The sequence below is a fragment of the Veillonella sp. CNR 79/14 genome (assembly GCF_003992185.1).
Lineage (GTDB): Bacteria > Bacillota > Negativicutes > Veillonellales > Veillonellaceae > F0422.
In genome coordinates, this window is sequence record NZ_RQVH01000019.1 from 1 (window position 1) to 15595 (window position 15595).

Genomic DNA, 15595 nt, shown 5'->3' on the forward strand with positions numbered 1-15595 from the left:
ATATTGGACAGTAGTTTTTAATGTAAATATATAGCGTCAGTACATAATGTTACTATATATGATTAAAAGTGCTGATATATAAAGCATTATGAGTATTTTATATGACTTTTATAGTGGGAAATAATTGACGAATAGTGAAAAAATATATATTATAAATACAAATTAGGATGATAATCAATAGCAAAATATCAACTTTTGTTATACTTTGTAAAGAACGCCCATATTTTTGCGAAATGAAATAGTAAGAGAAAGGAGGAGCCCTAGGCCGGGCGAATATGAAAGATGGTCTATAAGAACGTATAGAATTAATAGAAACACCAGTAAGGGGGATACCTATGAATGAATACGATTATACATTAGACAAAACAGGTTTTTATAAGATCCTTTTTAGTACGTCGTTGACAGTAGCCAAAGAACAACTGCAAACGGCTTTAACACCGAAAAAGTTAGCAGGTGCGGTGGAGTATATGTGCATGCTTTGTACCTGTATGAATATGGCCATCAATCAAAATCAATTGGAGAGTGCTAAGTTTAATGATGGAATTGTAGAAGAGTATGTCAGTTTGGTGGATGTAATTATTCGCAATGAAGGAAGTATTAATTATGTGCAGGCTGTAAAGATCGATGAGTTATATATGAAGTCTGCTGATTTAGTTCGTTCTTTATTAGAAGGAGTAGCCTTGACAGAACAACTACGGGAGCTACAACGATCCTATCGGTATTGGAATATGAAACAAAGGATGCAAAGTACGTATAAAACTTTGCTGCATTAGTCATAATAAGTATAGAATGCTAGGAAGTCTTCGTTGCAGGAGACTTCCTAGTATTTGTTTTGTGAGTGTTCCATGAAGATGTTTTAAAAAGCGCAGTTCTTTTTGACTATTAAGTGCTAGTAGGCTATAATAATCTAGATACATAGTATTTAATTGAAATACTTTCCATATTTAAGGAGTTGAGATATTTGTTAGGTTTTATACAAAAGCTATTGGGCAATAAAAATGCAAAAGAAATTAAACGGATTCGGTCCATTGTTGAAGAAATTAATGGACTGGAACCGTCTTTGTTATCCTTGAGCGATACTTCTTTGCGAGCTAAAACAGAAGAATTCAAAGAAAGGTTGGCTAAAGGTGAAACATTAGATGATATTTTGCCAGAAGCATTTGCTGTAGTTCGTGAAGCATCTAAACGTGTATTGGGCATGCGTCATTTCGATGTGCAAATGATTGGTGGTATTGTATTACATCGTGGTAATATTGCAGAAATGCGTACAGGTGAAGGTAAAACTTTGGTAGCTACCTTACCAGTATATTTAAACGCTCTATCTGCTAAAGGTGTTCACGTAGTAACCGTTAATGATTATTTGGCTAAGCGTGACAGTGAGTGGATGGGACGTTTATATAATTTCCTAGGTTTATCTACTGGCTTAATCGTAGCTGGTTTAGATTACGATCAACGGAAACAATCCTATGGAGCAGATATCACGTATGGTACAAACAATGAGTTTGGTTTTGACTATTTACGTGACAACATGGTTATCCATGCAGATCAAATGGTACAACGCCCATTGAACTATGCTATTGTCGATGAAGTGGACTCTATCTTAATTGATGAAGCTCGTACGCCACTCATTATTTCTGGTCCAGGGGAACGCTCTACAGAACGCTATTATGAATTAGCGAAAATAGTGCCACACTTGGTGAAAGATGAAGATTACACTATTGATGAAAAACAAAAAACGATTGCCCCTACAGATGAAGGGATTGCAAAAGTTGAAAAAATGTTACACATCGAAAACTTATATGATTCCTCTAACTTAGAGTTGAATCACTTGTTGAGTGCCTCCCTTCGTGCTTATGCTATGATGGAACGGGATAAAGATTATGTCGTAAAAGACGGCGAGGTTGTTATTGTTGATGAATTTACTGGTCGTTTGATGTTCGGTCGTCGCTATTCTGATGGCTTACACCAAGCCATTGAGGCAAAAGAAGGCTTACGTGTAGAACGTGAAAGTCAAACCTTAGCATCTATTACTTTCCAGAACTATTTCCGTATGTATGAAAAATTGTCTGGTATGACTGGTACAGCGAAAACAGAAGAACAAGAATTTAATAACATTTACGGTTTGGAAGTTTACGAAATTCCGCCGAATAAAGTGTTGGAGCGTATTGATATGCCTGATTTAATCTTTAAAACAAAAGAGGCTAAATATCGTGCTGTAGTTCGTGATGTAGTGGAACGTCATAAAACAGGTCAACCAATCTTGGTAGGTACTACTTCCATTACGCAATCTGAAATGCTTAGTGATATGTTGACGAAAGCTGGCGTACCACATAATGTATTGAATGCGAAACATCATGAAAAAGAAGCGGAAATTGTTGCTAATGCAGGTCAGTATGGTATGGTAACAATTGCTACCAATATGGCGGGTCGTGGTACAGATATTTCCTTAGGAGAAGGAGTAGCTGAACTAGGTGGCTTACATATTTTGGGCACTGAGCGACATGAAAGTCGTCGTATCGACAATCAGTTGCGCGGTCGTTCTGGCCGTCAAGGGGACAATGGTTCCTCTCAATTCTTCTTATCTTTGGAAGATGATTTAATGCGTATTTTTGGCGCAGATAATATTGCTGGTATGATGGATAAATTAGGTATGGAAGAAGATGAGCCAATTGAGCATTCTTTGATTACTAAATCCATCGAACGAGCACAGAAAAAAGTAGAAAATCATAACTTTAATATTCGTAAGTATATCTTGGAATATGATGATGTTATGAATCAACAACGGGAAGTATTATACGGACAACGTCGTTTGATCTTAAATAACCAATCCTTGCGTGAAACGATTTTACATATGGTAGATAACTTAATTATCAACTCTATGAATCAATATGCAGATGAAAAATTATATCCAGAAGAATGGAACTATGAAGGTTTATTAAAGCATTTAGAGATCTATTTCTTGGAACCAGGTATGTTGACAGTGGAACAAATGGAAGAGTATGGTCGTGCAGAATTACAGGACCACTTAATTGACATTGCCCACAAAGAATATGAAAAACGTGAATCCTTATTTGGAGAAACAAATATGCGTGAGCTTGAGAAAGCAATCATGCTAAAAGTTGTGGATAGCAAATGGATGGAACATTTGGATGCTATGGATATGTTAAAAGAAGGGATTGGCCTACGCGCTTATGGACAAAAAAATCCATTAGTAGAATATAAATTTGAGGCTTATGACATGTTCGAAAATATGAAACAAGCTATTACGGATGAAACAATTATGTATTTATACCGTATCCAAATTAATGTGGACACAATAGCAGAAGAAGAACCGGTTGATCATCTAGCTGATGCTAAGACCCACCATGAAGACGTGTTGGAACCACAAAACGTAGACTAGACTTTCATGGCCACGCAGCGAGGTGACACATCTCCTGTGCGGCCATTTGTTTTATAGAATGAAAGAAAGAGGTGAATAAATTGTTAGAAGACTTAAAAGGTCCTATTGACAATTTAGAGGAGCGTATTTTTGGAATGAGGGATTCACTTTAACATCGCTCAAAAAGAAGAACGCATATTAACATTAGATATAAAAATGAGTGATCCTGATTTTTGGAATGATCCAGATTCAGCTCGTGATATTTCCCAAGAAGCTACGCAATTAAAAGATGCTGTAGAGGGATATAAAAAGCTCGTTACAGACATTGAAGAAGCAAAGCTCATGTTAGAAATGGCCATTGATGAAGAAGATGTATCTATGGAAGGTGAGCTGACTACTATGGTAGAGCAGTTGACCCATGAAGTAGAACATCGTGAAGTATTGCTTTTATTAAGTGGTGAATACGATAAGAACAATGCCATCCTTACATTCCATGCTGGTGCCGGTGGTACGGAGGCACAAGATTGGTGCTCCATGTTGATTCGTATGTACTTGCGTTGGGCAGAAAAACAAGGGTATAGTATTTCTCTTATGGATGAACAAGTAGGTGATGAAGCGGGCATTAAAAGTGCCACATTCCTCATCAAAGGGGAAAACGCTTTTGGGTATATGAAATCTGAAAAAGGGGTCCATCGTTTAGTTCGTATTTCTCCTTTTGATTCTGCCGCACGTCGCCACACATCATTCTGTGCTGTCGATGTGATGCCTGAAATTGATGAGACTGTAGAAATTAATTTGGATATGAAAGATGTACAGGTAGATACATACCGTGCTAGCGGTGCAGGTGGACAGCACATCAACAAAACAGACTCTGCAGTACGTATGACACATACTCCGACAGGGATTGTCGTACAGTGTCAAAGTGAACGCTCACAAATTCAAAATAGAGAGCAATGTTTAAAATTATTGCGAGCTAAATTATTTGAATTAGAGTTAGAAAAACAAGCTGAATTAAAAGAACAATTAGGCGGTACGTATCAAGCTATTGAATGGGGAAGTCAAATTCGTTCGTATGTGTTCCATCCTTATAATATGGTAAAAGATCATCGTACCAGTGTGGAAACTGGTAATGTACAGGCAGTTATGGATGGTAACCTAGATCAATTTATGGAAGGTTTCTTGAAGAAAGAAGCAAATTTATCAATATAATGGAGTGACCGTGAGAAATTTCTTTTTAAAAACAATAGTGTTTATCTTAGTAGTAGTCGGTATTATCCTAGGGCTTTCTTCCTTAGTATTACCATCTTTCGTAAGTAGTCAGGTGGAATCTAGATTGCAAGGGGCTTTACATCCAGAAGCGCAATCTATGCGCATTGAATCATCGCCAGGAATTAAGTTAACCTTAGGAGACATTGATTCATTTCGCGGCTATTTGGATGGTGTTATGCTAGGTAAATTGAAAGTCCAACGACTAGCTTTTGATTTACGACAAATTAAAGTGGAGCCAGTAGAGCTGTTTTTAGAGGAACGATTGCACTTCACTAGTTTTGGGCAAGGTCATATTGAGGGAATCATTCATCAAGATGATTTGAAACAATATATTGAACAGCAGTTGTCTGAAAAAGGTACAAAAGGTTTGACGATCGAAACAGTCGATATATCTGATCGAGGTGTTGTTATGAGTGGTCAGATTGATGTAGGTGGTTTTTTATCAGGCAAGGTAACTATACAAGGTCATTTGGAGATTGAAGGTAATACACTACAATTTTCTACTGAAAAGTTATCCATTGGTGGTGCTAGTTTGAATCGCTTGTCTAGCGGAGCTGTGAAAGCGATACCTCTTTATAATTTTGAAAACTTCCCAATTCCTGTTCATTTGGATCGTGTAGAAACGGGGCGTGAAGAGATTCACGTATTTGTTCATCCAGTAACACAGTAGGAGGAACTATGAAGTTAAAAAACATATCTTTCTATACATGGATTTTATTAGCTTTTCTTGTTGCTGGTATTGTAAGTGGATTACTATTAGTAAAAGAGCGTCATTACATTGAGGCTCAGCAAGAACAAATTGAAAATATTATAGATTATGATGGTTTACTTCGTGCTAATGCCTATGAAAAAAGGTCTCTAGGGGAGGCAATTGCATCTGCCAAGGAGTCTGGAATTACAGCATTAGCTATTTATGATAGAACCTTACAAAAAGAAACCGATGCTGGTCATATTCGTATGTATACATCTAATGATTTACAACAATTACAAATCACAGGAGTGCAACCAGGTACTACCTATATCGGAATGATTCCAGGTAAAGAAGCTTATTTTCAAGAAGTACAGGATGATTTATTACGCCGTTTAGGTCAAAATAAAGTACATATATTGCAAACAGAGCTAGGCCCTATGTTAGGATTAGCTTTACCAAGTGATTCTTTAAAAGATATGAATTTAGGTATTTCTAGATTACAAGCTGAAGAAGTAGCTAAACTTGGCTTTCATGTGATTGTTCGACCAACAAATTATAAAGGTGCCACAGTAGAAGACGTAGATCATGTATTCCAACGTATTGATGGTATATCTGGTGTAACAGGCATGATTTTTGTTGGAAAAGAAGCGTTAGGATATCCATTACATGTGGATCGCACACTGGAGCAATTAGAGAAACGCCAAATTCCGCTAGTAGGAATTGAAGCGGTGAATCAATTGCAATATTTTCCACAAGCAGGGTTCTTGGAGATGGCCAATGCCAATCATTATAAAGTGGGAAGATTGTACACAGTATCTAAGGAAGAAGTGCGTAAGTTAACACCAGCTGAGTTAATTCAATGGTTCTATATTAGCGATATTGAACGAAATATACGGTATAACTTATTTCCAATTTATGAACAAGGCGTAGATAATAAAACTGCTTTAGAAACTACATTGTTTGTGGCGAAACAAGTGACCGATAAATTACAAGCTCGTGGCTTTACCACAGGGCAAGCCTCAGTCTATCCGGTGTATACGCCGAACACTTTGTTACGAGTGTTAACGATGACAGGTGTCATAAGCTTGGCAACACTTACATTAGGTCAGTTCGTACATATACGTAAATCATATTTACTAGGTTTATTCGCACTGGGCAGTATCGTTTCTGTTGGCATTTATATATTGACCACAGGGACAAAAATTATGTCGGCTTGGGCATTAGTAGCAGCTATTTCTGCTCCAGTATTGGCAATGACGATGATCTTTGATTGTTGGTCAAAACGGAACCACACGGGTATATCCCCTTGGAGAAGTACCTTAGAATCTGTGGTATATCTAGTTGTGGCAGCCTTAATTGCAGCTATTGGGGGAATTAGTATTGCTGCCATGTTAGGTAGTACGCAGTTCTTCATGGAATTTGCATTATTCCGAGGCGTAAAATTAACCTTTGTGGCACCAGTACTATTGACAGCCATAGCATATTTGCAACGCTTTCCTATTTGGAAAGGACGAACTATATCTTCTGTAAGTGATGTGAAATCTTTTATTACAGAATTTGTTCAAATTGATATTAAAGTCTATAGTTTATTAATAGCTGGGGCTTTAGCGTTAGTGGCCTATATTTTTGTAGGGCGTAGTGGTCATACAGCTGGTGTACCAGTACCGTCTTGGGAACTAGCTTTACGTAGATTTTTAGAAAACACGATGTATGCTCGCCCTCGTGAAAAAGAGTTTTTAATCGGTCATCCAGCGTTTATGCTGGCAGCCTATGCTGTGGGACGCCGTATTCCAATGGTCATGCATTTTGCTTTATCCATAGCGGCAGTCATAGGTATTGCTTCTATGGTGGAAACGTTCTGTCATTTACGTACACCAGTGTACATGTCCATTGCTCGTGGTTATGATGGATTATTATTAGGTACCGTCATAGGTTTAGTAGCGATTATAGCGGTACGTTTCATCGGCTATGGCATTCGTTGGTTCCAAGGACGAGGTGAAAGTCATGTGTAAGATACTCATTTCCGGTTATTATGGATTTGGTAATGCCGGAGATGAAGCGCTATTGAGTTCTATTTTGCAAGCATTGCTGGAATTAGAACCGAAGGCCGAGATTACGGTGATTTCTGGAAATCCCAGTGAAACTATGAGCACTCATAAGGTGAAAGCCATTGGTCGTTTTGATATGTGGAAGATATACCAAGCTGTATATTCTTGTGATATGCTCATCAGTGGCGGTGGTAGTTTGTTGCAAGATGTAACAAGTGCTCGCAGTTTGTATTATTACTTAAGCATTATTGCGTTAGCGAATACATTGGGAAAACGAGTGATGATTTATGCACAAGGTATTGGACCTTTGCGTAAATCCTTAGCCCGTAGTACGGTGGGGCGTGTCTTGAATCAAGTGTCTATGATTACTGTACGAGATCATGCTTCAAAAGAAGAGCTGCTTTCACTAGGTATACATCATGTACCAATTACAGTAACTGCTGATGCTGTGTTAGGGATGCACCCAGTGGAGGCCACAGCAGGTCGTGATATATTGGCATCGTATGGGGTGCCTATAGACCAACCAATTGTGGGCGTTTCCGTACGTGCTTGGAAAGATTGCACAGAGTATCAAACTACATTAGCAGAGGCTCTAGATCAGATTCATCGAGAAACAGAGGCTCATATCGTGTTTATTCCTATGCAACATAGGGAAGATACGATGGAGGCAGAGGCCATTGCCAAACGGATGACAGTTAGATCGACGGTTTTGGCTGATACCTATAGCACAACAGAGCTACTGTCATTGAGTAGTTGTGTGGATGTCATGATAGGTGTACGGCTCCATGCATTAGTATTTAGTGCGTTAATGGAAACACCTTGCTTAGGGATCTCTTATGACCCTAAAATTTTAAACTTTCTTCATATGATTGGGGAAGTGCCAGTAGGTGATTTACATACATTAACAGTAGAACCTATTGTGTCACGTACAGTAGAAGTGTTGGAACGAAAGACTTTCACCAAAACTGTGTTAGAAAACATCCATGAACTACGAAGAAATGCCTTAGAGAATGCTCGCATTGCCATTGGCATGCTGCATGATAAATAATTTACCTTAGAATTGTGTATAACACGGGAGGGTATAGTATGTTAACACTTGAACAAAAACAATTGATACAAGAAAAAGCAAAAGCAATTCGTGTAAACATCGTGAAAGCTGTTACAGCAGCAAAATCTGGTCATCCAGGTGGATCCTTATCTATTGCTGATGTAATGAGTTTGTTGTACTTTCAAGAAATGAATGTAAATCCAAATGAGCTGAAAGATCCAAATCGCGATCGTTTTGTCTTATCCAAAGGACATGCTGCACCAGCTCTATATGCTACATTAGCAGAAAAAGGGTTCTTCCCAACAGAAGAATTATTAAACTTGCGTAAAATCGACCATATCTTGCAAGGTCATCCAGATATGAAATACATTCCAGGTGTAGATATGTCTACTGGTTCCTTGGGACAAGGTATTTCTGCAGCATGTGGTATGGCATTGGCAGGTAAGATTGATGGAGCCTCCTACCGTGTGTACTCCGTACTAGGTGATGGCGAATTAGAAGAAGGACAAGTATGGGAAGCAGCGATGTTTGCAGCACATTATAAATTGTCTAACTTAACAGCTTTTGTAGATTTTAATGGATTACAAATTGACGGCGATATCACAAAAGTTATGAGTCCATTACCAATTGATGAAAAATTCAAAGCTTTCGGTTGGCATGTGATCGTGGTGGATGGTCATGACATTGATGCTTTACACGAAGCAGTTACAGAAGCAAAAGCAACTACAGATAAACCGACTATGGTGATTATGAATACTGTTAAAGGGAAAGGTGTACAAGCTATGGAAGGCCAAGCAGGCTGGCATGGTAAAGCGCCATCACAAGAAGAATGTGACAAATTTGTAGCGGAATTGTTGGAGGTGTAATCATGGGAAAAGCGACTCGTGAAGCATATGGTACAGCCTTAGTTAAAGTGGGGGCTACTCATAAAGATGTTGTTGTATTAGATGCAGATTTATCAAAATCTACAAAAACTGATGAATTTAAAAAAGTATATCCTGAACGATTCTTTAATGTAGGGATTGCAGAGCAAAACTTAATTTCTGTAGGTGCTGGCTTAGCAGCAGCAGGAAAAGTACCATTTGTATCTTCCTTTGCTATGTTTGCTACCGGTCGTGCCTTTGAACAAGTGCGGAATGCCGTATGTTATCCAAAATTAAATGTAAAAGTATGTGCTACTCATGCAGGGATTACTGTCGGTGAAGACGGTGCGACACACCAAAGTTTGGAAGATATTTCTTGTATGCGCACATTGCCTAATATGACTGTTGTAGTACCAGCAGATGCAGCAGAAACAGAAGCTGTCATTGCTTGGGCAGCAGAGTATCATGGCCCTGTGTATGTACGTTTAGGCCGTGCTGGTGTAGAAGATGTGACCCCAGAAGGATACACATTTGTACCGGGTAAATCTCAACAATTACGTGACGGTAAGGATGCTACGATTATTGCCTGTGGTGCCTTAGTAGGACCTGCAGTAGAAGCAGCGGCTACATTAGAAGCAGAAGGTATTTCTGTACGTGTTATCAACATGGCATCTATTAAACCAATTGATGGAGAAGCAATTGTGAAGGCCGCAAAAGAAACAGGAGTATTGATTACTGCTGAAGAACATAATGTGATTGGTGGCTTAGGTAGTGCGGTAGCGGAAGTAGTGGTAAAAGAGTATCCAGTACCAATGGAATTTGTCGGTGTGAAAGATACCTTTGGTGAATCTGGTACACCAAAAGAATTGATGGCAAAATATGGATTAATAGCAGCTGATATTGTAGCAGCTACCAAACGAGGTATAGCACGAAAATAGGAAGGGAATGATAGAATGATAGAATTTAGAAATGTCCATAAAGTATACGACAATGGTTCTATTGCTTTAGAGGATGTATCGATTCATATTGAAAAAGGAGAATTCGTATTAGTCTGTGGGCATTCTGGAGCAGGTAAATCAACATTTATTAAGTTACTTTCACATGAAGTCACACCAGATTCTGGAACGGTTATTGTGAATGATGTTGATGTAACACGTATCAAATCTAGTAAGGTACCGTACTTACGTAGAAAGTTAGGTATTGTATTCCAAGATTTCCGATTATTACCATCAAAAACAGTGTTTGAAAATATTGCGTTCGCACTAGAAGTTATCGAGGAAAAACCGAAAGTAATTAAAGAGAAAGTTTTAAATGTATTAGAGTTGGTCGGACTCAGCGATAAAGCTAATGATTTGCCACAAGATCTTAGTGGTGGGGAGCAACAAAGGGTAGCTATCGCTAGAGCCATTGTAAATAAACCATTGGTGCTGATTGCAGATGAACCAACAGGTAACTTGGACCCTCAAACAAGCCGCGATATTTCTGATCTTTTTAAAGCCATCAATAATTCTGGTACAACCGTAGTGATGGTAACACATGATATGGATATGGTGTCTTATCTAAACAAACGAGTGATCGCCTTAGAAGGTGGTCGTGTAGTAAGTGATCAAATGAGAGGGGCCGCATTCCATGAAAATTAGAACGTTTAAGTATTATATAAAAGAAGCCGTTCAATCCATGCGCCGTAATGGATTGATGTCCTTGGCATCTATTTCCACTGTCACATTATCCTTGTTTATCTTGGGTGTATTTGCTTGTGGAGTGGTAAACCTTAACAATTTGGCATCCCATTTAGAGAGCCAAGTACAAATTAGTATCTACTTGAAGGATAACTTAACAACACCACAAGTGATGGAATTAGGTAAAAAGTTAAAAGCCTTGCCAGAGCTAAAGGATATTGAGTTTGTCACAAAAGATGAAGCTATGAAACGCTTTAAAGAGCGCTTAGGGGAGCAACAGCAATTAGTCGATTCCCTAGATGGACATAATCCATTGCCAACGTCTTATGTGTTAACATTCAATACACCAGACCAAGTGAAATCTACAGCGGAAATTGTCTCTAAATATCCAGAAGTAGAAAGTGCCCACTATGGACAAGACGTGATTGAACAAATTTTTGAAGTCACAAAAATTATTCGTATCGGCGGTATTGTGCTCATCGGTTTCCTAGCAGGGGCTACCTTATTTATCATTTCCAATACGATTCGTCTGACTGTATTTGCCCGTCGTAAAGAAATTGGAATTATGAAATATGTAGGTGCCACAAACTGGTTTATCCGCTGGCCTTTTGTATTAGAAGGTATGTTTTTAGGCGCTATTGGTGGTGCGATTGCAGGCATTGCTACCTGGCAATTCTATCGCTATATCACAGTGGAAGTGATTGCAAACTTTGCTTTTATGCCATTGGTACCAATGATGCCGTTTATCTATCAACTATCTGCAGGATTAGTTGGGATAGGTGTGATTGTGGGTGCTATTGGTAGTACGATTTCGTTAAAACAATATATGAAAGTGTAGGAATGATGAAGAAAAAAACAGTAACACTAGTAACTAGTTTACTATGCGGTTCTATCATGATGGCTACACCGTACTGGTATCAAGCACAAGATGAAGACTTAACGAATCAGTTGTCAAATATTCAACAACAATTGACAAATGAGGCCAATAAAAAGTCGGAAGCAGAAAAAACGATTGGTACCGTATATGAACAGTTACATGCTATACAGATTGAATTAGATACAGCCACTGCAGAGTTAAAACAAGTGCAAGCAGATCGTATTCGTTTAGATCAGGATATTACGAAAACAGAGGCAGAATTAAAAGCAGCACAGGAACGTTTACAATCACGAGAAAAAGTATTCTACAAACGGGTACGAGATATTTATATTAACGGAGGTTTAAGTTACTTAGATGTAGTGGTTGGTTCTAAAGACTTTAGTGATTTTGCAAATCGTATGGAAATGTTGAAACGGATTCTTCAAGCCGATATGGAATTGATTAATACCATAAAAACTGAGCGTGAAGAGATTGCTAGTAAAAAAGCTAAGTTGGAAGCAGACCGGGCTAAAGTATTAGAACTTGAAAAGGTAGCACAGGAAAAACAAACGATTATCAATCAGAAAAAAGCAGAACGTCAAGCAGTATTAGAACGAGCGATGAATGACCGTGATACAGCAGACCGGGCCTATAATGAGTTAATGGCATCATCTGCAAGCATTACAGCTATGTTACAACAACGAGCAGCAGAACGTGCGGCAGCAGCCGCAGCAGCTAGCCAAGGTGGTGGCGGTGGTGGTGCTACTACTACATGGGTACAGGGAACTGGACAGTTAGCCGCCCCTGTTAATGCACCGATTACATCTGATTTTGGGTGGCGTATCCATCCAATTTATGGTACAAGTCGTCTCCATGCAGGTACTGACTTTGGTGTTGATGAAGGAACACCAGTACATGCAGCAGATGGTGGTGTTGTTGTGGAAGCTGGTTGGATTAGTGGCTATGGATACACAGTTATTATTGACCATGGTAATGGTATGTCTACTTTATATGCTCATAATAGTGATGTAGCGGTAAGCCCTGGTCAAACTGTATCAAAAGGTCAAGTAGTTTCCTACTCAGGTAACACAGGTGGTTCTACAGGTCCACACCTTCATTTTGAGGTGCGTATTAATGGGGAACCAACAGATCCAATGGGATACTTATAGAGGAGACTATGGAAGATAACAAAAAAAAATCTAATTGGATACGAATAAAAGAGTATTTGTTTATCTCTGAAAAACACGATGAAGCGTATACTGCTATGGAGATGTCAAAAGAGGTTGATCCTAACATAGAGCGGCTAAGTTTTAAAGATAGAATCTATAAGTTGATAGGTAAGCTAATAAAGTTATTAATTGTATTCCTTATTATGCTTACTGGTTTCTTTTGGTATATTTCTGGATCCCCCTTAGGTCTTGCTAAATTTGGTTACACCTATTACATCACCACACAATGGGCGATGGACTCACCATCTAAAGAAGAACTTTTTGTGAATATGTTAAAGGGGTTAGCTAAAGGTACCCATGATAAACATACTGTTTATTTAGATAAAGAAGATATGAAAGAACTTGAGATGCATACATCTTCTACCTATAGCGGTATTGGTTTATTATTGGATTTTTCCGATGGTAAAGTTCTCAAAGTAGGTGCTACTATGGAAGGGCAACCAGCAGAAGCAGCAGGACTTCAAAAAGGAGACCAAATTCTTGCGATTGATGGGATACCTATATCTGATATAGAAAAAGAAGAAGTAGCTAATCATATTCGTGGTGAAGCAGGTACATTTGTTGTGCTTCGCATCCTTCGTAGCGGAGAAGAGCAAGAGATTTCCATTGAACGAAAAACTATTGTCATGCCTACTGTAAGAGGTAAGATGCTAGACGATAGTGTCGGTTATATTCGGTTAACGCAGTTTGCTGAAAAAACAGTAGATGAGTTTACGAAAATCTATGAGGACCTTCAAGCTAAGGGGATGAAACGCTTAGTATTAGACTTGCGTGATAATCCAGGTGGTTTAATCACTACTGCCCATGGTATAGGGCAATATTTGATACCTAAAGGGCCGATTGTAACGGTACAAACTAGAAAAGGCCGAAATAGCGCCTATATGTCTAGAGGTGACCATAGTCTAATTCCATTAGTTGTGTTGATTAATGGTAACTCTGCAAGCGCTTCAGAAATTATTGCTGGTGCGGTGCAAGATACGAAATCTGGCATTATTGTGGGTACAAAAAGCTATGGTAAAGGTACTGTGCAAAGTGTAGTACAAGGTCTTGATGAAGAAGGCTTAAAAATTACTATTGCTCGCTATCATACACCTAATGATAGGGTCATCGATGGTATTGGTATTATACCAGATGAAATTGTGGAGCCGTCCAAAGCAAATCCTGAAGTGGATGTACAGTTGGAACGGGCTATTGAAATTGTAAAAACTCTATGATATAGCGGCTTCGGCCGCTCTATCTATAGGGCTAGAGGAAAAAAATATGTTTATAGATCGTGCCCGTATATTAGTAAAAGCGGGAGATGGCGGTAACGGTATGAGTAGTTTCCGTCGAGAAAAATATGTGCCACAAGGGGGACCGAATGGTGGCGATGGCGGTAAAGGTGCCGACATCATTTTAAAAGCTGATAGAAATATCAATACACTTGTTGATTTTAGATATAAACGTCAATTCAAAGGCGATACCGGTGGTGCTGGACAAAGTGCTAACAAGCATGGTCGTGGCGCTGAAAATTTAATTGTTTCTGTTCCATTAGGAACAACGGTAACAGATGAAGAGTCTGGTAAATTAATGGCTGATTTAGTTGAAGATGGACAAACTTACATGGTGGCCAAAGGTGGTCGCGGTGGTCGTGGTAATGCACGCTTTCAAAATAGTGCTAACCGTGTACCAACCTTTGCTGAAAAAGGAGAGCCTGGGGAAGAGCGTTGGTTAAATTTAGAGCTTAAAGTGTTGGCTGACGTGGGATTACTAGGATATCCAAGCGTGGGTAAATCCTCTATCATCCGCAAAGTATCTTCTGCAAAACCAGAAGTAGCTGCGTACCATTTTACTACATTAACTCCAGTATTAGGGGTAGTCTCTGTAGCACCAGGTAAAAGTTTCGTTATGGCAGATATTCCAGGTTTGATTGAAGGGGCTAGTGAAGGCATTGGCTTAGGACATTCCTTCTTGCGTCACGTAGAACGTAGTAATATTTTGCTCCATGTATTGGATGTATCTGGATTAGAAGGTCGTGACCCTATTGAAGACTTTCATAAAATTAATGAAGAGTTAGCTAAATATAGCGAAAAATTAAGCAAGAAAAAACAATTAATCGTATTGAATAAAACAGACTTGTTACAAGATGAAGAAACATTGCCAAGAGTGACAAAATACTTTACTGATCAAGACTATGAAGTATTTGCGGTGAATGCATTGACTGGAGAAGGGTTGCCATCATTAGTTGAACGCGCATGGTATTATGTTGAAAATTACGTGCCAGAGCCAGAAGTGGTGGATGACACTGTATACTATGAAGCAAAACCTGATACTGACTTCGTCATTACTCGTGGCGATGATGCATCCTATATTATCAGTGGTTCTCGTATTGAGAAATTGGTGGCTATGACAAATCTTGATGATGAACAAGCATTGCGAAGATTCCAAAAGATTTGGCGTTACATGGATTTAGATGCGGAATTGAAAAAAAGTGGCATCCAAGATGGCGATGAAGTAGTCATCGGTGATCAACGATTTACATTCCATGATTAGG

13 protein-coding genes are annotated in these 15595 nt (G+C 38.9%); all 13 read left to right on the forward strand.

Annotated features, from left to right (window positions below; translation table 11 throughout):
• The first annotated feature begins 335 nt into the window (after positions 1 to 335).
• The 13 genes from EO119_RS06435 to obgE all read left to right on the forward strand — a co-directional run bounded on the left by EO119_RS06435 (position 336) and on the right by obgE (position 15594).
• On the forward strand, positions 336 to 773 hold the full coding sequence (locus tag EO119_RS06435) for a hypothetical protein (protein WP_009372147.1): 438 nt from the start codon (positions 336 to 338) through the stop codon (positions 771 to 773).
• Positions 774 to 961: 188 nt separating this feature from the next.
• Positions 962 to 3400: a preprotein translocase subunit SecA gene (gene secA, locus EO119_RS06440; RefSeq protein ID WP_126941081.1), complete on the forward strand. Its 2439-nt coding sequence runs from the start codon at positions 962 to 964 to the stop codon at positions 3398 to 3400.
• Positions 3401 to 3480: 80 nt separating this feature from the next.
• Positions 3481 to 4588 (forward strand): peptide chain release factor 2 gene (gene prfB, locus EO119_RS06445; protein WP_240632833.1). Its coding sequence is split into 2 segments (ribosomal slippage): positions 3481 to 3537 and positions 3539 to 4588, totalling 1107 coding nucleotides; the frame shifts between segments, so codons are not numbered across the junction.
• A 10-nt stretch (positions 4589 to 4598) separates the two neighbouring features.
• A complete protein-coding gene (locus EO119_RS06450; protein ID WP_009372211.1) occupies positions 4599 to 5318 on the forward strand; it encodes a DUF2993 domain-containing protein in 720 nt (239 codons plus the stop codon).
• 8 nt (positions 5319 to 5326) lie between these two features.
• Complete coding sequence (locus EO119_RS06455; RefSeq protein ID WP_126941082.1) at positions 5327 to 7351, forward strand: DUF5693 family protein; 2025 nt, start codon at positions 5327 to 5329, stop codon at positions 7349 to 7351.
• Positions 7344 to 8435, forward strand: coding sequence for a polysaccharide pyruvyl transferase CsaB (csaB, locus tag EO119_RS06460; RefSeq protein WP_126941083.1), 1092 nt, complete (start codon positions 7344 to 7346; stop codon positions 8433 to 8435). Before EO119_RS06455 ends, csaB begins: the two co-directional genes overlap by 8 nt.
• Positions 8436 to 8473: 38 nt before the next feature.
• Positions 8474 to 9301, forward strand: coding sequence for a transketolase (locus EO119_RS06465; RefSeq protein WP_126941084.1), 828 nt, complete (start codon positions 8474 to 8476; stop codon positions 9299 to 9301).
• Positions 9302 to 9303: 2 nt separating this feature from the next.
• A complete protein-coding gene (locus EO119_RS06470; RefSeq protein ID WP_126941085.1) occupies positions 9304 to 10236 on the forward strand; it encodes a transketolase family protein in 933 nt (310 codons plus the stop codon).
• Between the two features lie 15 nt (positions 10237 to 10251).
• On the forward strand, positions 10252 to 10938 hold the full coding sequence (gene ftsE, locus EO119_RS06475) for a cell division ATP-binding protein FtsE (RefSeq protein WP_009372248.1): 687 nt from the start codon (positions 10252 to 10254) through the stop codon (positions 10936 to 10938).
• Positions 10928 to 11815, forward strand: coding sequence for a permease-like cell division protein FtsX (ftsX, locus tag EO119_RS06480; RefSeq protein ID WP_009372198.1), 888 nt, complete (start codon positions 10928 to 10930; stop codon positions 11813 to 11815). The genes ftsE and ftsX overlap by 11 nt, the downstream gene beginning before the upstream one ends.
• Before the next feature lie 2 nt (positions 11816 to 11817).
• Positions 11818 to 13002, forward strand: coding sequence for a murein hydrolase activator EnvC (locus EO119_RS06485; RefSeq protein ID WP_371666346.1), 1185 nt, complete (start codon positions 11818 to 11820; stop codon positions 13000 to 13002).
• 8 nt (positions 13003 to 13010) lie between these two features.
• Positions 13011 to 14276 carry a S41 family peptidase gene (locus tag EO119_RS06490; RefSeq protein WP_240632834.1) on the forward strand — a complete coding sequence of 422 codons (1266 nt, stop codon included), beginning with the start codon at positions 13011 to 13013 and terminating at the stop codon, positions 14274 to 14276.
• A 46-nt stretch (positions 14277 to 14322) separates the two neighbouring features.
• Positions 14323 to 15594, forward strand: a complete 1272-nt coding sequence (obgE, locus tag EO119_RS06495; protein ID WP_126941086.1) for a GTPase ObgE — start codon at positions 14323 to 14325, stop codon at positions 15592 to 15594.
• The last annotated feature ends 1 nt before the right edge of the window (position 15595 follow it).